The 21,088-nt window shown below is 55.2% G+C and carries 16 protein-coding genes; 9 read left to right on the top strand and 7 right to left on the bottom strand.

The window, feature by feature from the left end; translation table 11 throughout:
• Window positions 1-329: 329 nt before the first annotated feature.
• Complete coding sequence (rny, locus tag KRAC_RS15585; protein ID WP_007908515.1) at window positions 330-1,892, top strand: ribonuclease Y; 1,563 nt, start codon at window positions 330-332, stop codon at window positions 1,890-1,892.
• A 101-nt stretch (window positions 1,893-1,993) separates the two neighbouring features.
• Window positions 1,994-2,875 carry a PHP domain-containing protein gene (locus tag KRAC_RS15590; protein ID WP_007908516.1) on the top strand — a complete coding sequence of 294 codons (882 nt, stop codon included), beginning with the start codon at window positions 1,994-1,996 and terminating at the stop codon, window positions 2,873-2,875.
• Window positions 2,876-2,921: 46 nt separating this feature from the next.
• On the opposite strand, the gene accC is transcribed toward KRAC_RS15590, so the two are convergent.
• Complete coding sequence (accC, locus tag KRAC_RS15595) at window positions 2,922-4,487, bottom strand: acetyl-CoA carboxylase biotin carboxylase subunit (RefSeq protein ID WP_007908517.1); 1,566 nt, start codon at window positions 4,485-4,487, stop codon at window positions 2,922-2,924.
• 233 nt (window positions 4,488-4,720) lie between these two features.
• Here accC and KRAC_RS15600 point away from each other — a divergent pair, with 233 nt between their 5' ends.
• Window positions 4,721-6,970, top strand: coding sequence for a methyl-accepting chemotaxis protein (locus KRAC_RS15600; RefSeq protein WP_007908518.1), 2,250 nt, complete (start codon window positions 4,721-4,723; stop codon window positions 6,968-6,970).
• 84 nt (window positions 6,971-7,054) lie between these two features.
• On the opposite strand, the gene KRAC_RS15605 is transcribed toward KRAC_RS15600, so the two are convergent.
• The 4 genes from KRAC_RS15605 to KRAC_RS15620 form a co-directional block, all read right to left on the bottom strand.
• Window positions 7,055-7,891 (bottom strand): TrmH family RNA methyltransferase, encoded by an 837-nt coding sequence (locus tag KRAC_RS15605; protein ID WP_007908519.1) that lies wholly within the window; start codon window positions 7,889-7,891, stop codon window positions 7,055-7,057.
• 91 nt (window positions 7,892-7,982) lie between these two features.
• Window positions 7,983-8,348, bottom strand: coding sequence for a 50S ribosomal protein L20 (rplT, locus tag KRAC_RS15610; RefSeq protein ID WP_007908520.1), 366 nt, complete (start codon window positions 8,346-8,348; stop codon window positions 7,983-7,985).
• Between the two features lie 35 nt (window positions 8,349-8,383).
• On the bottom strand, window positions 8,384-8,587 hold the full coding sequence (rpmI, locus tag KRAC_RS15615; RefSeq protein ID WP_007908521.1) for a 50S ribosomal protein L35: 204 nt from the start codon (window positions 8,585-8,587) through the stop codon (window positions 8,384-8,386).
• A gap of 390 nt (window positions 8,588-8,977) precedes the next feature.
• The gene (locus KRAC_RS15620; protein WP_007908523.1) at window positions 8,978-10,735 is read right to left on the bottom strand and encodes an MptA/MptB family glycosyltransferase; all 1,758 of its coding nucleotides are present in this window, start codon (window positions 10,733-10,735) and stop codon (window positions 8,978-8,980) included.
• Window positions 10,736-11,354: 619 nt separating this feature from the next.
• On the opposite strand from KRAC_RS15620, the gene rpsF reads away from it, so the two are divergent.
• The 6 genes from rpsF to recJ all read left to right on the top strand — a co-directional run bounded on the left by rpsF (window position 11,355) and on the right by recJ (window position 17,502).
• Window positions 11,355-11,897 carry a 30S ribosomal protein S6 gene (gene rpsF, locus KRAC_RS61655; protein WP_007908525.1) on the top strand — a complete coding sequence of 181 codons (543 nt, stop codon included), beginning with the start codon at window positions 11,355-11,357 and terminating at the stop codon, window positions 11,895-11,897.
• Between the two features lie 82 nt (window positions 11,898-11,979).
• Window positions 11,980-12,384 (top strand): single-stranded DNA-binding protein, encoded by a 405-nt coding sequence (locus KRAC_RS15630; RefSeq protein WP_007908526.1) that lies wholly within the window; start codon window positions 11,980-11,982, stop codon window positions 12,382-12,384.
• A 21-nt stretch (window positions 12,385-12,405) separates the two neighbouring features.
• Window positions 12,406-12,699, top strand: a complete 294-nt coding sequence (gene rpsR / locus KRAC_RS15635; protein WP_007908527.1) for a 30S ribosomal protein S18 — start codon at window positions 12,406-12,408, stop codon at window positions 12,697-12,699.
• 134 nt (window positions 12,700-12,833) lie between these two features.
• Entirely contained in the window at window positions 12,834-14,291 is a 1,458-nt protein-coding gene (locus tag KRAC_RS15640) for a peptidylprolyl isomerase (RefSeq protein WP_007908528.1), read from the top strand.
• A 126-nt stretch (window positions 14,292-14,417) separates the two neighbouring features.
• Window positions 14,418-15,662 (top strand): radical SAM family heme chaperone HemW, encoded by a 1,245-nt coding sequence (gene hemW, locus KRAC_RS15645; protein WP_007908529.1) that lies wholly within the window; start codon window positions 14,418-14,420, stop codon window positions 15,660-15,662.
• A 19-nt stretch (window positions 15,663-15,681) separates the two neighbouring features.
• Complete coding sequence (gene recJ / locus KRAC_RS15650; protein ID WP_007908530.1) at window positions 15,682-17,502, top strand: single-stranded-DNA-specific exonuclease RecJ; 1,821 nt, start codon at window positions 15,682-15,684, stop codon at window positions 17,500-17,502.
• Window positions 17,503-17,591: 89 nt separating this feature from the next.
• Here recJ and KRAC_RS15655 read toward each other — a convergent pair whose 3' ends face one another.
• Both KRAC_RS15655 and KRAC_RS15660 read right to left on the bottom strand, forming a co-directional pair.
• Window positions 17,592-18,845 (bottom strand): Glu/Leu/Phe/Val family dehydrogenase, encoded by a 1,254-nt coding sequence (locus KRAC_RS15655; protein ID WP_007908531.1) that lies wholly within the window; start codon window positions 18,843-18,845, stop codon window positions 17,592-17,594.
• Window positions 18,846-19,247: 402 nt separating this feature from the next.
• Window positions 19,248-20,942 carry a peptide ABC transporter substrate-binding protein gene (locus KRAC_RS15660; protein ID WP_007908533.1) on the bottom strand — a complete coding sequence of 565 codons (1,695 nt, stop codon included), beginning with the start codon at window positions 20,940-20,942 and terminating at the stop codon, window positions 19,248-19,250.
• Between the last annotated feature and the right edge of the window lie 146 nt (window positions 20,943-21,088).

Raw genomic sequence — 21,088 nt, forward strand, 5'->3', positions numbered from 1 at the left:
AGAATGCCTTGAAAGCCCATCATTGAAGAACATCATATTAAGCGCTACACCATTCCATATTGCATAGCGTTATGTTTCTTTTCATATGAGTGAACACGTTTAAGACACCTCGCCACTTCATGGCTCGGGGTTATGGGTGTGGTGGTGGGCTGGCTCTGCCAGCCCACCACCACACCCATAACCCCGAGCGAAGCACCGCAGGTGCTGAGAACTGTTATGAAGGGAAGCTGACAGACAGTCCAAGCATGAATTACAAAGGGAATGGAACACTTATATTGCTATTCCAAGCCTATAATGGCCTGTTTACCACGACCGGGAGGTAGGCCGTCGTGTCAACACAAATAATTTTGCTCGCCTTAGTAGCATTGTTGGCCCTCATCATTGGCGTACTCATAGCCCTATACTTTGGTTATCAATATGGGCTAACAAAAAGTAAAGGACGCTACGAGGAGAACCTACGCGAACTGCGCGAGACCAGCGAACGGAAATTATTGGAAGTCCAAACTGAACAGCGGGAGGCGTTGCGGGAAGCACGCGAGGAGACCGCACGTTTTCGCGCGACCATAGAGAAAGAGAATGCGGAGCGCCGCTCTGAGCTGCAACGCCAGGAGCGCCGTATTCTGACTAAAGAAGAGAACCTGGAGCGCAAGCTGGACAACCTGGAGCTACGCGAGCGTAAACTCAATACAAAGGAGCGCGACCTGGAACAGGCCCGCGACAAGATTGAGGAGCTCAAGCACCAACACCTGCTTGAGCTTGAACGCCTGGCACAGATGACAGAGGAGGAGGCTCAGCAACTGCTCCTCGCGCGCATCGAGGCTCAGGTACGTGTCCAGGCCGCTCAGCGTACGCGTCTGATCGAAGAGCAAGCGCGTGAGGAGGCCGAGTCCCGCGCACGCGAGATCATCACCCTGGCGATCCAGCGCTGTGCCTCTGACCAGGTAGCAGAAGCCGTTGTCTCCGTTGTGCCGCTTCCTAATGATGAGATGAAAGGGCGTATCATCGGACGTGAGGGCCGCAATATCCGCGCCCTGGAGGCCGCCACTGGGGTTGACCTGATCATTGATGATACCCCCGAGGCAGTCATTCTTTCGGGATTTGATCCCGTCAGGCGTGAAGTCGCCCGCCTCGCCCTGACCAAACTCATCATTGATGGACGCATTCACCCGGCGCGCATTGAAGATGTCGTGGCCAAGGCTCGCCAGGAGGTAGATATCATCATCCGCGAAGCGGGCGAGAATGCCGCGCTGGAAGCCAATGTTCATGGCCTGCAACCAGAACTGCTCAAGATTTTGGGGCGCCTGCACTTCCGCACGAGCTATGGGCAGAACGTGCTGGCCCACTCGGTCGAGGTCTCGATTCTGGCTGCAACCATCGCGCATGAACTGGGCGCCGACGTCAATGTGTGTAAGGCCGCGGCCCTACTGCATGACATGGGCAAGGCCATTGACCAGGAGGTCGAGGGGCCACACGCCATCATCAGTGGCGAAGTCGCGCGGCGCTTCGGCAAGTCGCCACGTATCGTGCATGCCATAGTTGCCCACCACGCCAGCGAGACCGAGCCTCAGACCCTCGAAGCCGCTATCGTGCAGGCCGCGGATGCCATCTCGGCGGCTCGCCCTGGCGCGCGCCGCGAGACGGTTGATCTCTACATCAAACGCCTGGAGGCACTTGAGTATATCGCCAATTCATTTACCGGAGTTGAGAAATCCTTCGCCATTCAGGCCGGGCGCGAGGTACGCATTATCGTGAAACCCGAAGAGGTGGACGAGTATAGCGCCTCCCAGCTCGCCAGCGAGATCGCTCACAAAATTGAAGAGAGCCTTGATTATCCAGGCCAGATCAAAATCTGCGTCGTCCGCGAAACGCGTGCGGTCGACTACGCCCGCTAAAGAAATATTCGGAGGTATGGGTGTGGGACAGAGGGTGTACTCGCACCTTCTGTCCCACACCCATACCTCCTTAAAGCATAGAAGAGGTACAAAGATCACTCATGAAAAATCTTGTCGATCTTCACACCCATTCCACGGCATCTGATGGCATCTATTCTCCCACGGAACTTCTGAGCCATGCTCACGAGGCCGGACTCAAGGTTATGGCCCTCACCGACCACGACAGCACCAATGGCCTGGACGAGGCACTGGAGGCCGCGCGCCAGTATGACATTGATTTGCTGCCTGGTATCGAGCTAAACACCGATTTCAGCGGGGGAGAGGTTCATGTCCTGGGATATTTCCTTGAGTACAAGCGGCCAGCCTTTCAGCACATCTTGCAGAGCCTACGCAACGCGCGTGAGCATCGTGGGCAACGCATGGTTGAACAGTTGAATGAGGCTGGCATCCATATCACCTGGGAGCGGGTGCGCGAAATTGCCCAGGGATCGGTCGGGCGCCCCCACGTCGCGCGGGCCCTGCTTGAAGCGGGCTATGTCCAGAGCATCCCCGAGGCCTTCGAGAAATATATTGGCAACGGCCAGGTCGGCTACGTGCCGCGCTATAAGCTGGCCCCAATAGACGCCGTTCGCCTGATTGCCAGCGCCAACGGCCTGCCCGTCGTGGCGCATCCCTATGATCATCCAGGAGTCATCCGCCTGCAAGAATGGCTGCCAGATCTCTGCAAGGCAGGACTCGTGGGGCTGGAGACATACTACGGCTACTACTCTACAGAACAGGAGACAACCCTGCTCCAGCTAGCGAAAATCTATGGCCTCATCCCAACCGGAGGCTCAGATTTTCATGGGCCTGGCATCCATCCCACCCCTCTGGGTGGTCGCTATGTCCCCTATGAGGCCGTCGAACGCCTCAAGGCTGCCGCCGCCGCACGCCAGGGCCAGGAGCCTCCCACCTTTGAACTGCCCCATCCCGTCGAAGAGTAAAAAAATATATTGGGTTGAAATCATTGATTTCAACCCAATATATCACCTATACACGCCAGACGGCTTCTCTCCAGCCTCGCTCGCGCCAGCGGCTATGTTCGCCTGTTCCATCTTCCTGAGGCTGCGTCCGAAGCTGCTTTTCCTTGATACTCGCGTCCATTAGCAGGCTGGCGGCAAGCGCGGCGACCTGCTCAAGCGATGGCTCTTCCTGAGCATCCTGCTCCTCAAGGATCTGCGCTTTATGCCCATCCCACTCTTGGGCGATAAAGTCTGTCGACATATCACCTGCGAGAAAACGCGGTTGCTCCATCAGCCAGCGCGCGAAGGGCAACGTAGTGCGCACCCCCACCACCTGGTATTCAGCCAGGGCGCGGCGCATACGCGCGATGGCCTGCTCTCGATCCTTGCCCCAGACAACCAGCTTGGAGAGCAGAGGATCGTAATACAGTGGCACCTGCAAGCCCGCATAGAGGCTGCTCTCAACCCGCACACCCGGTCCGCCTGGCTCCTGCAAAGCGCTTACAGTTCCAGTGGCAGGCAGGAAGCGGTTCTCGGGGTCTTCCGCCGAGATGCGACACTCAATCGCGGACCCCCGCAAGACGATATCCTCCTGGGTAAAGGAGAGGGGCAGGCCCGCGGCCACGCGGAACTGCTCCTGGACAAGGTCAACTCCCGTGCACCATTCTGTGACGGGATGCTCGACCTGGATACGCGCATTGACCTCCAGGAAATAGAAATTACCGTCTGGTCCAACCAGGAACTCCGCAGTGCCAGCGTTAACATAGCCAATAGAGCGAATCAAATTTAGCGCCGCCGAGGTCATACGCTCACGCAATTCTTCATCGACAATAGGCGAGGGGCACTCTTCAATCAGCTTCTGGTGGCGGCGCTGAATACTACACTCGCGCTCTCCCAGATGAACCGCGTTACCATGTGTATCGGCGATAAACTGCACCTCGATATGGCGCGCGGGCGTAATAGCCTTCTCAAGGTAGACGCGCCCATCGCCAAAGGCGCTCTGAGCCTCGCTGCGCGCCGTCCGTAACGAGGATGAGAGATCCCTGGCCTCGCGTACTAAGCGAATACCCTTGCCACCGCCACCCGCTGCGGCTTTCAGCAGAATAGGATATCCCAGGCCCTCGGCAATCTCCAGCGCCACCTGGTCATCCTCTACATCCGCCATAGCTCCAGGAACAATGGGGACTCCCGCCGCCTGGGCAGTGCGGCGAGCCGCGGTCTTCTCACCCATCGCAAGCTGTGCCTCAACGGGAGGACCCACAAAAATCAGTCCCGCCTGCTGGCAGGCACGCACGAACTCGGCGTTCTCCGCCAGAAAGCCATAACCGGGATGAACCGCCTGGGCGCCTGATTGCTTCGCGACCTCTAACAGCGTCGGGATATGTAGATAGCTCTGTGACGCCTGGGCAGGTCCTATATGATACGCCTCGTCAGCCATACGTACGTGCAAGGCATCGCGATCCGCGTCACTGTAGACAGCGACACTGCGCAAGCCCAGTTCGCGACAAGCACGAATGATGCGCAGGGCTATCTCTCCGCGGTTCACGATCAACACTTTACGAAATGGCCAGAGATCAAGAGAGTTAGCATGCATGTGAAGGCTCCTTCGACTTCATGTATTTTTCCTTGCCACAGTATAGCATGCCATAAACACCAGCGACTAGGAAAAAAAGGCCATTCTTTTGGAAGAGTATTTCTTTTCACTTTAAAGTACGCTACACTCCAATGTAGTCCTTTCAAATCTAAAACATACCATCCAGCAATGTGCCTTGTAGTCCCACAATTCATAAAATCATCACACTGCCGCCTGCGGAGGACACGCATACCATGTTTAAGTCTATTGCGAATATTCCAATCTTTCGCCGCCTCTTCTACGCCTTTCTTTTGGCGGCAGTCGTTCCCGGCCTTATCATCATCATCCTTGGATTTGTCTTCACAAATACGATCAACGGTCGTAGTGCCCAACTACGCTACGCGACAAACATGATCGAGGATAGCGCGTATATCAAGTCGGAGATTCGCCTTTTGCGCGATCAGCCGGACTTGATTCGGTCTAACCTCTCCAATGGTGATCGCCTGACGAACTTTGTCCAGAACCTCGATGCTCAGGCCAGTGAGATTGATCGAAATCTCAGCCAATTTAAGGACAAGTATTCGCTTGAAGGTTCCCCTAAGATGAAGGGTATTCTCGACGCCGTCACCGCTGATTCAGCCGACACCAATATTCCACGTGTTCAGACACAGACCCTCGACCTGCTAACAAGCACCACCTGGCATCAATACTACGCGGCAGAACAGAGGCTGGATAACCACGATATGCCAACTGGCGACAAAACAGCTATCCTGAACGATCTCCAAACGTTAGATAGCAAATATAAAGAGCTCTCCGACCGCTGGGGCTTCGTTGATGTCTACGCGACCGAGATAAGCAACATCGTGGCCGATCCCGGCGCGTCCCTGAACAATACCCTTATCAGTGCGACCACTATCTCTTTCCTGTTTACCATCACCATCATCATCGTTATCGGTTACGTCGTCAACCGCACCATTACTGATCCCCTGCGCGACCTCGCTAACCTGACCAAGCGTATCGCCCGCGGCGAGACAAACGCACGTGCTAATATCGATGGGCGCGACGAGATCTACACCGTCGCCACCTCCATGAATAACATGCTCGATAACATCGTTCGCCTGATTCAAGAGACACAATCGCAGCGCGACGTTCTACAGGGACAGGTTGAAAAGCTGGTGAGTGAGGTCAGTGGTGTTGGTGAAGGTGACCTGCGCGTTCAGGCTGAGGTCACCGCGGATGCCCTGGGTGTGCTGGCCGACTCCTTCAACTATATGGTTGAAGAGCTAGGCAGCCTGGTCGTACGCGTCAAGATGGTGGCAGGCGAGGTTGAAAAATCGGCTAACTCTACCCTCGACCGTATGACGCAGTTGGTAGAGACCGGCGACATTCAGATCGGCCAGATCGGTGAAGCCGAGGCCGTGGTCGAACAACTCGCATCCTCCAGCCGCCAGGTCGCCAGCCGTTCTCAAGTACTCCTGGAAGTAGCGAATCAGGCGCGTACCGATGCCCGCGCCGGTCGTAACTCGGTGTATCAAGCCATCGAAGGCATGGGACGCATCAACGAAAACGTACAGACCACCGCGAGTAAAGTCCAGAACCTGGGTGACCGCTCACGCGAAATCAATGAAATTGCTGAAGTTATCTCCAGCATCGCCCACCAGACAAATCGACTCGCGCTCGACGCCGCCATCCAGGCTGCCATGGCCGGTGAGAACGGTAAGGGCTTTGGCGCCGTTGCCGCCGACATCCGCCGCCTGGCCGAACGCTCAAAGGAGCAGGCAGGTTTTATTAACCGCCTAGTACGTAGCATTCGTGAAGACATTGGCGCGGTAGCAGTCTCTATGCAAGATACGCAGCGCGAGACGGCTGGCGGAGCACAGTTGACGCAGCAGGCCGGTATCTCTCTGGGTTCGATCTTCGCAGCCATTGAAAATCAGGCCCGTGAAATTGATGGCATCAACCAGCTTGCCATTGAACAGCTCACATCAACTGGCTCCGTCGTAAACCTGATGCATGCCGTCTCGGAGTCGACACATCAGAGCAACGCAAGCACACGCGACGCCTCTGAGAACATGGGGCGCCTGGCACGCCTGGTCGAACAGCTACGCGCCTCAGTGGAAGCGTTTAAGCTACGCGAAAATGAAGGCTATCTCACTCCCAATAGCAACGCTCGCATCTCGGTCGACGATGGGAACAATCCTGGACTCACCATGACAAGCACGTTCCGCACTGTCTCATCAACCGCCATGCCAGCCTATTCACCAAATTCAGATAATCGCGGCTTCGATAATGGCTACGGCGGTTTCGATCAGTTCTCGCCCCAGTTCCCAGTCGAAGCTCAAACCAACAGCAGAGGGTGGAATGCAGGGCTGCCACCAACCAGCAATAATCCACCTCGCTTGAATGCTCCCCAGCAAAACGGGCAGCCGTACAATAGCGGTGGCGACTACAATAGCAATGGCAACCGAGGCTATCCACAGAATCCGCAAAATTCGAACTGGTAATCAACAAGCGAAAAAGAGGGCGCTGTCACAAATGACAGTGCCCTCTTTTTCGTCTACCAGCTGTAGGATCCAAGCTCGCTTGGACTATCTGCGAGCCACAGAGCGCTGGCGTACCGCCTCATAGAGCAGAATGCCCGCAGCCATTGCGGCGTTGAGCGACTCAATGCCAGCCGCCTGGGGGATAGCTACGGGGATGGTTGCCAGGGCGCGCGCGGACTGCGAAGGACCGTGCGCCTCGTTTCCGATGATGAGCGCAAAAGGCGCCACGAGATCGAGGTCGAAGTACACATTGGGGCTGTGTGCCTCTGCCATCAATACCCGCTCCTGGCAATGTGCCCGCACGCGCTCCTGAATCTCATCCCAGTTGATATTGCTCTCAACGGGCAAGAAGAGATGAGCACCAGCAGCAGAACGAATCACCTTGGAGTTAAAACAATCGACACAGTTGGGTGTCAGAAGCACGCGCTCAACATCAGCGGCCAGGGCGGTACGCATAATGGTCCCCATATTACCTGGGTCAGCCAGGTCGTCCAGAATCAGGAGCGCGGGACGCGATGCGGGTGCACGTCGCCGGGTCACGGCCGCGGCCTCAAAGGCCGCCAGGTCCATGACACACACAATTCCCTGAGAGGTCTGCACGTCGCTAATGGCTTCCATTACCCGCTCACTGACTTCAAAGAGCTGCTGCTCGCCCAATTCGGCGTTTTTCACCCGCTCAAGTAAGAGTCGGGTCTCGGCCTGGCGCTGCATGACCTCCGGCTGGTAGTATACCTCCAGCGGAACCATCCCCGCGTCCAGCAGCGCCAGCAAGAGGTGCGGCCCCTCTAAAAGACACTGGCCACTTTTTTTGCGCCCACGCGTGGTATGCAAACGCTGTAGCTTACTCACACGCGGATTAGCTGTACTACTAATCAATGTCATGTTTTTCCCCTCTGTAGTAGCGCAAAAGAATGCGCCGGAACCAGCACGCTGGTTCCGGCGCATTCTTTTGCGCTACCTACTACTGCAATCCTTACTTGGCGGCTTCGACAGCCGCGAGCGCGGCCTTCACCACAGCGCTAAAGGCGTCCATGTCATTGACGGCCATCTCGGCAAGAATCTTGCGGTCGACGTCGATGTTGGCAACATGAATAGCATGCATCAAAGTGCTATAAGAAATTCCATGCATGCGCGCGGCGGCGTTGATACGCGTAATCCAGAGGCTACGCATATCGCGCTTGCGGTTACGGCGGTCGCGATACATGTAAGCCATTGAACGCATGACTGATTCATGCGCCGGGCGGAATAAGCGCTTGCGTGTACCACGGTGGCCTTCCGCAAATTGTAAAAGTTTTTTATGTTTCTTGTGGGCAGGTACGCCACGTTTTACTCTTGGCATAGTTCTTTAGAATCCTCCGTTTCAAATCTTAACAACTAGAAGGCGTAAGGCAGCAAGCGCTTCAGACGACGTGTATCGGCTGTCGCGAGCTGGAACTTCTTGTCGGCCGATTGAGTGAAATGGGAGGACTTGTTGGTTCGCAGGTGGTTGATGGCCACTTTACGACGCATGAACTTGCCAGAGCCGGTCACCTGGACCCGCTTTGCCATGGCTTTGTGTGTCTTCAGTTTCTGCTTCATGACTCTTCTTTCCATTTCTGGCGGGGTAGACAATAAATGAGAGCAACTGCTTTCTATGCAGCCATACCTCTTCACAATCATCATGGCTGCCTGTGTTTCCCACACAAAAACAGCCGCTCAATTGCTAACGCAGCGCATCAACCTTTTCTCTCTGTAGTCTCATGCTCTCATATCAAGAACAGCCAACAGCGTGAGGATCGAAGGCACCTGCATCAGAAGAGGGCGGTACTATAACGTATCCCGCAATGCTTGAATGCTGAATTTTTCAGCCCTTTCAAGCAATAAGCACTCCATCAAAGGCGCAGATAAGCCTTTTTCAAGAGATATTCCCCGCTTGCGTGAACGATTATAGCATAACTGGCTCTCTCTTCGCAATATGCAGCCTTCCCTTTAAGTGACATTTCTTTTGAAGCCGCGCAGAGAGGGCCTGGAGAGCCAGCCAGGGCGCGAAAGGCGGCTGCTAAAGCGGCTTAGCCCACGCCGAGGCTTGACCGGCTCCTCGGGGACACTACGCGCGCGTGCCATACGCCAGGCTGCATATATACAGAGTCCCCATCCCCAGAGCAGAAACGGGAGACAGATACCCAGCAGGCCAGCCAGTTCCCAACCGGGCTGTTGTAGCCCGTAGTCATACGTGGCAAGCGCGCCAATCTGGAGCAGTAAGAGTAAGGCCAGGCTACGCCAGCTCCCGGTACACAGCAATAACAACAGGGGCAGCAACAGACTTGCCGGTCGATATACAGGATGCAGATAGGCCAGCAATAATAGCAACCAGGCCGCGCAAAAAGCGAGTAGTTCTAGCGTCTGAGCCAGCCAGAGGCTAAAGCCAAGAAAGCACGCCATCACTACTAACTCACCCACCACCCACCACGAAGGTTGCCACATGTCTGTAACCCAGCCAGGATGGCCCCTGATAAGCGCAAGCAGGCCCGCCTCCAATGAAGCACGCGCCTCTGGCGACCAGAAGATCATCTGCCCCTGCTGGAGCAGCCCCCCTCCTCCCCAACCCTGCCAATACGGCAGATAGGTAAGCCCCAGCACAAAAAGGCTCAGGACACACAGCGTAGTCCACTGCCCAAGGCGTCGCCAGCGTGAGGCATGCCGTAGCGCGTTTTCCCGGATAAAGAAGCCTGCACAGAGCGGGAGCAGTACGACACAGGGGGGATACATCAGCACGGCCAGCAGTAGAAAGAGCCAGCCAACCAGCAAGGCCCCGCGCAACCAGCACCAGAGCACGACGCATAGCAGGCAAATTACCACGATCTCCACATGCATCTGCGCGATACCCAGTGCCAGTACCAGGGGATTCCAGGCATATAGTAGCACAGCCGAAATCCGCCATTCTGGCTTCAGGTGCTTCGTCAGCTGCCAGAGCAGAACTATCGTCAAGAAGTAAGCCACGCTCCCAAGCAAGCGCAAACCCAGCACCTGCCATCCCACATGCTCCCGCGCCACCAGTGTGAGTAGTAAATTTATATCTAGCCATGCCGGGCCATACGCTGCGGCAGGGGTGAGGTGCCCCCCTAGCGCTATAACAGCCACATCTTGAGGAAACATCTGTGGGCTCACAAGATAAGGATTTACCGCGTAGAGAACTATCAAGCGCCCATATAAACTTGAATGCAAGATATCGCTGGCCAGGAGGCTACTGCCCAGCGGTGCAAAGAGCATCAGCACGACAAAGAGGGTAGCCCAACCAACGATGCTGCCAAGCAGAATACCTTGAGCAGCACGATCCTGGTAGCGTGCCGCTCGCACGCCCCAACGCCAGAGCAGCACCTGTACCAGCAGTGCGAGCAAGAACATCAGCCCCTGCCACCAGCCAGCATCTAGTGGGAGCTTCTCCTCCAGAAGGTGATAGATGCCAGACAGACAGGGCCAGAGCGTCGTCAGGCTCGCCTGCATAGGCGCAAAGCCCAGACGAAGCCAGGATGGGTAGAGCGCGACCAGGCAGAGGCCCAATCCAGCACCCAGGCCATACAAGCTCAAAAGCCAGCGCCCAAAGCCAGGAGGACGCTCCCCCTTTAGCAGAGCCTGAGCATACCTGCGCATACGCGTTATACCAGGAGTAGTAGGCAACGACTCAATAAACTCACGCTCTTGAGTATAAGTTGAAGTCATCCCTCGATGGGCCGCTCGCTGTGACATAGCCATTCCTTACTATATGCAAAATGCTGAATACAAAATGCTGATTCTACGCCCTATAAAAGGTTTGATACTCCATATGCACATCATTCCCAACTTCCTGTAGATGGTGTGGTGGGCCAACACATCATTCCCAACTTCCTGGTAGATGGTGTGGTGGGACTGGACAGCCGAAGGCTGTCCAGTCCCACCACACCATCTACCAGGCGAGCGCCGCAGGCGCGAGAACACAAATCCAAAACACGAATATGGCACACATTGAAAATAAACGCCAAAAACTCCTCACTTTTCTTTCCGCTTTGCCAGATTTGGGGTGTATAAAAAGAATAGGTAGATACAAAGAGTCACTTGCCCGACTCTATTGTCAGTTAGAATGAACAATGTTATAATAGCGTGGTACTGATGCCCACAATAGCCGCTGCTGGTATCTGTTACCTACAGATACCCGTCGTGATGGCAGTGGATGTCGCTCCCACGCTTGAGCGTGGGACAATTTGTTATAAGCCGCCAATTCGTGCGCGGCATCTGTCACTTGCATCGTTCAACTGGAATTGATGCTCCACCTAGCCCTGGCAGAAAAAATACCTGACCAGGGTCGAACCCACAGGAAGGAGGGGGCTTCGTGAGAAGAGATTATGAACTGGCTTTCATTCTCAACCCCGAAGTCAGCGAAGAGGAGACACGCACCATTCTGGATCGTGTCGAACAGATCGTCGCAAATTATGGCGGTCAGATTGTAAAGGTGAATAATTGGGGACGTCGGCGTCTCGCTTACCCTATTGAGCGACACCGCGACGGCATCTATGTATTCATTGATATGATCCTGACCCCGGAGACGGTAGCCGAAATCGAGCGTACGCTCAAGGTTTCGGAGTCTGTCCTTCGTTATATGACCAAGAAACGTGACCCCAAAGCAGTGCAGAAGGAGCGCGAGGATCGTGAGGCCCGCGAGGCACGTGCAGCCGAGGCTGCCGCCGCCGCCGCTGCTGCTCCCGCCAGCGAGGGTGAGGTGCCGACCAGCGAGCAGGAGACCCTCGAGGTCACTACTGCCGAGGTCGCTACTGCCGAGGCCAGCACTGCCGAGGCCAGCACCGAGAGCAGCCCCGCTACTGCATCCGAGGAGGGACCCGTCCCCCCCGGCTCTGAGGAGTCTGTTGAGGCTTAGTTGTCACATGTCAGGGCATGTTCGTTCTAACTCTCAATCATAGGTCAGGGCAGTTTTACGGGCGAAAGGATTTGTTTGAGACATGAACAAAATTTTGTTGATTGGAAACCTGGGTCGCGACCCGGAGATGAGCTACCTTCAAGATGGCACCGCTATCACCAAGTTCAGCCTGGCGGTCAGTCGTCCCGCGCGCAGTAGCGGCGGTGAACGTGAGCGCGAAACTGACTGGTATAATGTTACTGCCTGGCGTCAACTCGCTGAACGTTGCAGCCAATACCTTCATAAAGGCTCTAAAGTCTACGTTGAGGGTCGTCTTGTCCAGCGTAAATACATGGACAAGTCCGGCGTTGAACGCGTGTCTATCGATGTTACGTTAACAGACATGGAGATGCTCACACCCAAAAATCAACAGCCCGAGGGTGCCCCTGCTGGTGTCGGCGGAGGCGACTTCGACGACCTGGGAGACTTAGGCGATCATCCCTTCTAGTCAGATAGAAGGAGACTATCAGTGCAGAGACGTACTGATTCTACCTCCGCCCCTCGCCCACGACGCGAGGGCGGACGCGGAGAGCGTGGCTCCCGCCGCAAAATTTGCCAGTTCTGCCACGATCATGTTCGTGAAATCGACTATAAAGATGCCAGCCGCTTCATGAAGCGCTACATCTCAGATCGTGGTAAGATCGAGCCGCGCCGCAAAACCGGCACCTGCGCCAAGCATCAGCGCGGTTTGAGCACATCGATCAAGCAGGCCCGCTATATGGCCCTGCTTCCTTATACCGCCGAGCACATTCGCGGAATGTGATCAGTGGTAGCCATTTGGGCCTTTCCTCTTACAGGAGAGGCCCATGTGTAAATTTCCAACTTCATCCCTTACTCCCAGTTCTCCCTCGTAGTTCAGTTCTGGATATCCGCTGGATTTCCTCACTGGAGGTTTTGATGAACAGTCAAACAGCGCGTCGCCCCGAGAAAACAAACAACACGCGCCCTGCAAGAAACCGCAAATACGCGAAACAGACAGCTCATGTCGAGATCCGGCGCGATAGAACACCCTTAATTTTTGGTTGGGGAGGCCACCTTTCTCGCGCCGAAAAAACACGCCTACAGCGTCGTGCTATTTGGGTCCTTGCCACTCTCATCGCCCTCACCATTGTGGGCACAGTCGTCTTTTCATGGGTCAATATCAACGTTATCATTCCTAATCACACCATCACCTCCGTTAATGGTGAGAATATCCCGCTGGCGAACTTCCGCAAGATGGCCGCACTTCAGGCCCAGCTACGCCTGAATAGCATCAATGGTCTCACCAAACAGAGCGATTCCCTCACCAAGCAATCATCACAACTGCAAAAGACCATCGACTCGACCAATAAACAGATCGATGACCTTAATAAGCAGATCAAGGCCCTGCCCGCCGACCAGAAGGACCAGCATGATGCCTTGACCAAACAGGTCACCGACGCCCAGGCCAAGGTGAAGGATACACAGACGAAAAAAGATACTCTGGATGCCCAGGCCAACAATATCCTGCAAAACCAGATCCCCAACGCGAAGCAGCTCTATACCCAGTCGCAGGTCGCCAATGATAGCTCCGACTGGCTCCAGCAAGACGCCATGATTCGCCAGTGGGAGGCCAACCAGGGCACGAATGTACGCACCCAGATCAATCCAGCGCCCAACACCATTACTCAGGCTTTCAATGCCTTCAAGGCCGATACCGCGTCTTCCAATGGCGGTTACTCGCAATTCCTGAGCAGCGACAATGTCAGCGATCAGGATATCCACGATATGATCACCATCAAGGTCCGCCGTGATAATATGCAGAAATACCTGGCCGGACAGTACATCACTCCCGCCTACCAGGTCCAGGCACGCGGTATGACCCTGGATACCCAGGCCGATGCTCAGAAGGCTCTCGACCGCCTGCATAAGGGCGATGATTTCGCAAAAGTAGTGAAAGATATGTCCAAGGACGTCAACACCAATACCAAAGGTGGCGACTTCGGCTGGCTGGTCAACGGCCAGTACTCACTAGACTACGCACAAAAAGTCGGGGGCGTCGTCGATAACTGGCTCTTCGCTTCACAGCGCAAAGTCAATGAGCTCAGTCCTATCATCTCCGATGCGGGCGCCTTCCACATCGTGCAGATTACAGGCATCCAGCAGTCACGCGCCGTCGATAGCGCCAAGCTGCAATCGCTCAAGGGCAGCGCCTTAGACCTCTGGCTTGTGAAGCAGAAAGCGCTTCTCGGCTCGAAGATTACGGCCACCGATATCGATACGATTCTCGATGCGTCGAATCTGCCCTCTAGCGTTCCTGTTTCTCCGCCTGCACAGCAGAACCAGAACGGTTCGGGTCTGCCGAGCGGCCTGCCTGGGCAGACGACCGGCCAGTAGCTTTATACACTGTTCTCGCGCTCGTGCAGGCGCTCATAGCGCACCCGCACGAGCCTGGGTCGACCAGACACCATGGATGGCCGACCCTTCGCGCTATCTAAGCCAGTTGAGGATGAGCTTTTCACTATGACCAGCTTTGCACCCGCGACAACCCAACAGAGAGATCTTCTCCCTCAGGAGCTTCTACGGACCGAACCCATTGAAGATCTCCTGGAGACAGCCTCGCTCTATCTTCATATCCCCTTTTGCCACACACGCTGCTACTACTGCGACTTTAATACCTACGCCGGTATCCTCCCTCTGCGCGAACCCTATGTGCGGGCACTCCTGCACGAAATAGAACTGGCGGGTCTGCAAGCAAGACATCCTGATGGCACTCCACGTCGCTCACGCACCATCTTCTTTGGCGGAGGCACCCCCAGCTTATTAACCGTCGCTCAAATTACGCGCCTGCTCGACACCTGCCGCCAGGCTTTCGCGCTTGATTCAGAGGCAGAAATCACACTGGAGGCCAATCCAGGTACCCTCTCCCAGGAGCAACTTGTCGGAATCCGCGAGGCAGGCATCAATCGCCTGAGCATGGGGGCCCAGAGCTATGACGCCGCGCTCTTGCAGAAGCTGGGACGCATCCATAATCCAGACGAGATTACCCAGGCTGTCCAATTCGCGCGCGCCGCAGGCTTTACCTCCATCAACCTGGACTTTATGTTCGGCCTGCCCGACCAGACTATGCAACACTGGCGCGAAACGCTTGACCGCGCCCTCGACCTGCATCCAGAGCATTTTTCCCTCTACTCGCTTATCATCGAAGAGGGCACCCCCTTCCACCAGTGGGTCGCGGAGAAACGCATCACCCCAGGCGATGAAGACCTGTGCGCGGACATGTATGAATACGCCGACGAGCGCCTGCGCGCCGCGGGCTATATCAACTACGAAATCTCTAACTGGGCGCTCCCTGGTCACCATAGCCGCCATAACCTGACCTACTGGCAGAATCTGCCCTATATCGGCATGGGCGCTGGCGCCTCTTCCTTCTTTGGCAAGAAACGCTACACCGACGAGCGCGATCCGCAGGCATACATCAAAAGGCTCAAGAGCGATGAGATCCCCGTCATCGAGAGCGAGAGCGAAGAGGTAGACCAGGCTCAAGCGATGTCTGAAACAGCCTTCCTGGGGCTGCGCACCGCAATGGGTCTGCACCTGCCTACCTTTGAACGCCGCTTCGCCCAGCCTTTCGCCCAGTTCGTGGGGGATCGCCTGCACATCGTTGACGAAGCGGGACTACTGGAACAGGTAGGCGACTGGCTGCGCCTGAGCCAGCGCGGACGCCTCCTTGGCAACGAGGTCTTTCTCCGCCTGCTGCCAGACTAACTGAAAGGGAGGCGACGCTATGGCATCATCGGCAAATTTTTCCTCTTCCACCTGGGATGTCTTTCCCCAGCTAAGCGCCGAACAATTTAAACAACTCGGCACACGTACACAGTATGAACGCATTCGCGCTCAACTGCTCTATAATCGCGGCATAGAAGAAACATCCAAAATGCGCTTCTTCCTGGAGGCACACTATGAGAACCTGCTCGATCCCAGCAAGCTGATCGATATGGACCGGGCTGTAACACGCATTCAGCAGGCCCTGGCGGAGCGCGAGCATATCACGGTCTATGGCGACTATGACGCCGATGGCGTAACCTCCTCAGCGCTCCTCTACCGCGCGCTGCGCACCCTCAAACATCCTGAGGCGCCACTCAGCTTTCATATTCCTCACCGCCTTAATGATGGCTGTGGACTCAACCTCCACGCCCTGGATATGCTTAAAGCACGCGGCACCACGCTTATCATTACTACCGATTGCGCCAGCTCGGATGTAGAGCAAGTAGAGTATGCGCGTACGCTGGGCATCGATGTCATTATTACCGATCACCACCGCCCACCTGAAGAATTGCCTCGCGCCTATGCCATGGTCAATCCCTGGCGCCCAGACTGCGAATACGGCGAGCGTTATCTCTGTGGGGCTGGGATAGCCTTTAAACTGGTACAAGCCCTCTACCGGGCATATAGGCGCTCTGTAGAGGATGCACAAGACCTGCTTGACCTGGTCGCGATTGGTACCGTCGCCGACATCGCTCCCTTGCTCGGCGAGAATCATACCCTCACGCGCCTGGGCCTGCGCAAACTCAATCATACTCAGAAGCCCGGCCTGCTCGAACTGATCCGGCGCTCTACCCTCCAGATGGGCCATATTCGCGAGCGCGATATCGCCTTCGCCATCGCGCCACGCATCAACGCCGCCGGGCGCATGAAAGAGGCCAGCATTGCCTTCAACCTCCTCACGACCGACGATACACACGAGGCCACACGTATCGCCGCTGAACTGGACAGCCTGAATCAAGGGCGCCAACAAGAGACCGAGGAGCTGATGCGAAACGTGCGTACCCAGGCCCAGACACAATCCGAGCTGCCCGTGATCCTGGTGCGAGGCGAGGACTGGCACGAAGGCATCATTGGCCTGGTAGCAGGCAAACTAGCCGAAGAGGTACAGAAACCCGTCCTGGTCTTGAGCGATAATCACGCGACCAGTCTCAGCCGTGGCTCAGCCCGCAGCCCTAAAGATTTCAATATCATCGAGGCCCTGCGCGGCTTCGATGGCACCTTTGAGCGCTATGGCGGCCATGCCCAGGCCGCGGGCTTCACCCTCCAGCAGGCTTCAATTGAGAAACTACACCAGCACCTGATCGCCTGGAAGGAAAATGGTGGCGAAAGCGTTCCCGCGCAAATCGAAGGCACTCAACTTCCCGATCAAACTGGCCTGGTTGTGGAGAGTACCCAGGAGAGCGAGGAGATCCCGCTCCCACCCCGTATGATCGACCTGGAGTTCAACCACCTGCATCTCCAGGACCTCAATCACGAGTTGTATAAAGAGATTCATCAACTGGCCCCCTTCGGCGCAGGCAATCCCGAGCCAGTCTTCAAGATGAAGCACCTGATCATTAAAAGCAAGTGGCTCTCGGGACGCGAGAAGCAGAATTTGAGCCTGCGCCTGGAGCAAAAGGGCGCTCGCACACAACTACAAGGCACCTTTGTACGCGGTGCCGCGCATTTCGAGAGCCTGCGCGAGGTCACCCAGGTCAACATCATCTTCCACCTGGAGGTCTACGAGGACAGCATTGGCCCCAGCACCCGCCTCAAATTACTCGACATCGAACCCATTTAGGGGGGTGTACCCACACAACATCCTCCTCTCCCTGATGAAAAAGAAAAGAGGGCGAGGGACTGTGGTCCCTCGCCCTCTTTTCTTTTTCATCAGGGGTAAACGCCGCGAATCTCGGTCGCTTCGGCGACACGCGCGACAGCCAGTAGATAGGCCCCCATACGCATATTCACCTCTTGCTCATCGGCTTTAGTCTTGACCGCCTTATACGAGCGCTTCATAATCATCTCCAGGCGATTGTTGATCTCGTCCTCCGCCCAGAAGAAACGCTGCAAGTCCTGTACCCACTCAAAGTAACTCACCGTCACACCGCCTGCGTTCGCCAGAATATCAGGGATGAGCGTGACTCCCATATCATTGAGGATCGCATCCGCCTCATTGGTGGTAGGACCATTGGCGGCCTCAACGATCAGGCGCGCCTTAATGCGAGGAGCGTTGCGCTCAGTAAGCTGATTCTCTAGTGCCGCGGGAATGAGGATGTCGCAGGGCAGCTCCAGCAGTTCAGTATTGCTTACAGCGTCGGCCTCGGCATAGCCCTTCAAGCTACCATTGCGGCGTGAGTGACGCATCGCTGCTGGCACATCAATGCCATTGGGGTTATACAGTCCACCAGAGATATCACTGATGCCAACCACCTTACAGCCCATCTCATGCAACAGGCGCGCCGCGATACCACCGACGTTACCAAAGCCCTGCACGACGACTGAGCAATTTTCTGGCTGCCAACCTTTATCACGAATGGCCTCGCGTGTCACCACCTGTACACCACGCGCCGTGGCCTCCAGGCGTCCCTCGCTCCCGCCAATTGCCAGGGGTTTACCAGTCGTTACTGCTGGAACCGAGTAGCCACGGTGCATGGAATAAGTGTCCATAATCCAACCCATGATCTGGGGATTGGTATTCATATCTGGCGCGGGAATATCGCTATCGGGGCCGATCAGGAGCGAGATCTCAGTCGTATAGCGTCGTGTCATGCGCTCAAGCTCAGCGCTCGACATCAAGTGGGGATCGCAAATGACTCCACCCTTCGCACCACCAAAGGGAATATCGACGACCGCGCACTTCCAGGTCATCCACATAGCCAGGGCACGCACTTCGTCGAGGGAGACCGCCGGACTATAGCGAATACCGCCTTTGGCCGGTCCACGGTTAATATTATGCTGAACGCGATAACCGGTAAACATCTCAACATCACCGTTATCCATGCGTACCGGAAAATTTACAATCAGTTCACGCTTAGGCTTGCGTAAAATAGCGCGCATGGCCTGCGAAAGCCCCAGACGCTCCGCCGCCTCATCAAACTGATGAACTGCTACATCATATGGATTGACCATCTCAATAACCATAACGTTTAGATCCTCCTTGGTATGAGTCGATCATTCGACTGTGTTGCGTCATCGCATGTGAAGCATCTTTGCTTCGAAAAGAGAAAAGATACCTGACACACATTGTAATAAATCATAGAAGTGAAACCTATGAATATTTAAGCGTTTATCTCTTTAAAGGGTTATTAGAAAAGTCCGCCCATTGCTGGCCGAGACAAATGTGCATGTGAATATGCCCTCAGTATAGCACCAGTCAATGCGACCTTCAAGAAAAAAGGACATCAATCCTACAATATATTGCAGAGTTCGCCTGGCCTCTAGCGAGCTTCTAAGCCCGCTTTAGAGACAAGAAGAGAGTCATGGGTGTGGTGGGTGCAGGCGACCTGCGGTCGCCTGCACCCACCACACCCATGACTCTCTTCTCTATTTCTGCGTCAGGTAGACATCGGACCAGTTACCAAAGTACAGGCCGTTCGCATTCAGGGCTACGCCATGCAAGGTCGGTGGGATAATCGCGGCCAGCGAGGCATGATCCAGGGGCAGCCAGCCAACATCGGTAATCGCGATCTGCTCCGCCTTGTTGTAGAGAGAGATGCGCTCATCCCCCGTCTTGGTCTCAGCGGTCTGCACCGTAGCGTCAAATTCAGTGTTCTTCCACTGGCCATTGTTATTGGCCGCCGACGACAACAAGTTCAGATATAGCCAGTCATAAGGATCGGGGAAATCTGCGCCCCACTGGGTAAAGCCAAACTGGATCTGCTTCTTCGCCGTCTCATCATTATAGGCCGTGACCTCGACCGAGCGCAGTTTTACCTGGATACCAAGCGCGCTCTGCCACATATTTTGCAGCGCCGCAGCCTCAGCCGAAGACACCTGCGAATTGGGGTAAGAGAACGTAATCGTCGGAACCTTCGTAATATCAGGATACACCGACTGGATCAGGGATTTAGCCTTATTGGGATCGAAGGGAATACCCGCATAATCCGGTTGGTAGCTAGGCATCCCAGGAGGGATAATGGTTGGCGCAGCTAGTGCTGCATTTTTGAGTACATTATTAACCAGTTTCGTCTTATCAATCGCATACGCAAAGGCCTGGCGCACCTCGGAACGATCAAACGGTGGCTTGGTATTATCAAAGAAGAGCAGGTCAGTTTGTAAACGTGACTGACTGCGGAAACCAGAGATACCACGCGCAGTTATCTGGTCCTGTGGCGACACTTTCCAGATAAAGCTATACTGCCCAGCTCGATAGGCTTTAAAAGCGGTCGAGGCGTCATTTACAAAATACATCTCGACCTGTTGCAGACGCGTCTTCTTACCATAGTAATACTTGTTTGGCACAAAGACCATTTTGACATTGTGATCCCAGCTCTGCGCAATGAAGGGACCCGCGCCTATTCCCTCGCCCAAGGCTTTCTGCGGCCAGCTTTTCTCACCATACTTCTCAATCACCTTCTGGTTAAGCGGAGCAAAGAGCGAATTAGTGAGTGCCGAGAGAAAATAGGGCGAAGCCGTCTTTAGTGAGACCTGTAGAGTATGATCATCCAGCGCCTTCAGGCCGCTAAGCGTCTTCGTCTTACCACTGGCCACTTCATCAGAGCCAATGATCTGGTCTTCAAAGGTACTGGCAATGGGAGAGGCAATCTCTGGCAGCAGCGCACGCGTCCAAGTATAGATATAGGACTGCGCGGTTACAGGCGTGCCATCGGAGAAACGAACATCATCGCGAATCTTGAATGTATAGGTCTTCCCATCGTCGGACGCCTGCCAGGTTGCCTGGTCTGGCACCACATTCAAATTCGCGTCCAGAGCCACCAGGCCACTAAAGATCATCGAAATGACCTGGCCCGTATTCTCATCTGGCCCCTGCGCTGGATCGAGCGAGGCAGCATCCTCTGTACCAACATTAGGGAATTTAAGGACCTGTGCCACAGACTGGCTCGGCGTACCATTTCCCGGTGATTTTGATGAATTTCCATTGCTACATGCAACGAGAATAAGTAGTAGAGCGCAAAGCAGCAGCAAGAGGGTTCCGACTCCCTGCCTCCCCCTTCGTGACGCCACCTGATTATGGGCACCAGGAGAAAGGCTCATTTGAGAGAGCATGCGATGATGCATCCAGGCTCCTCACTTTCTTAAGCCACAAAATGTACTCGCCTTCGCGAGCCTATGTCTATTACAACATTATAGGTAATGATTGTTCTTCGCAAAAAAACAAAACTGAGCATACTCCAACCACCATAGTATAGCTAAAGAAACCCAAA

It is taken from the genome of Ktedonobacter racemifer DSM 44963 (assembly GCF_000178855.1).
GTDB lineage: Bacteria > Chloroflexota > Ktedonobacteria > Ktedonobacterales > Ktedonobacteraceae > Ktedonobacter > Ktedonobacter racemifer.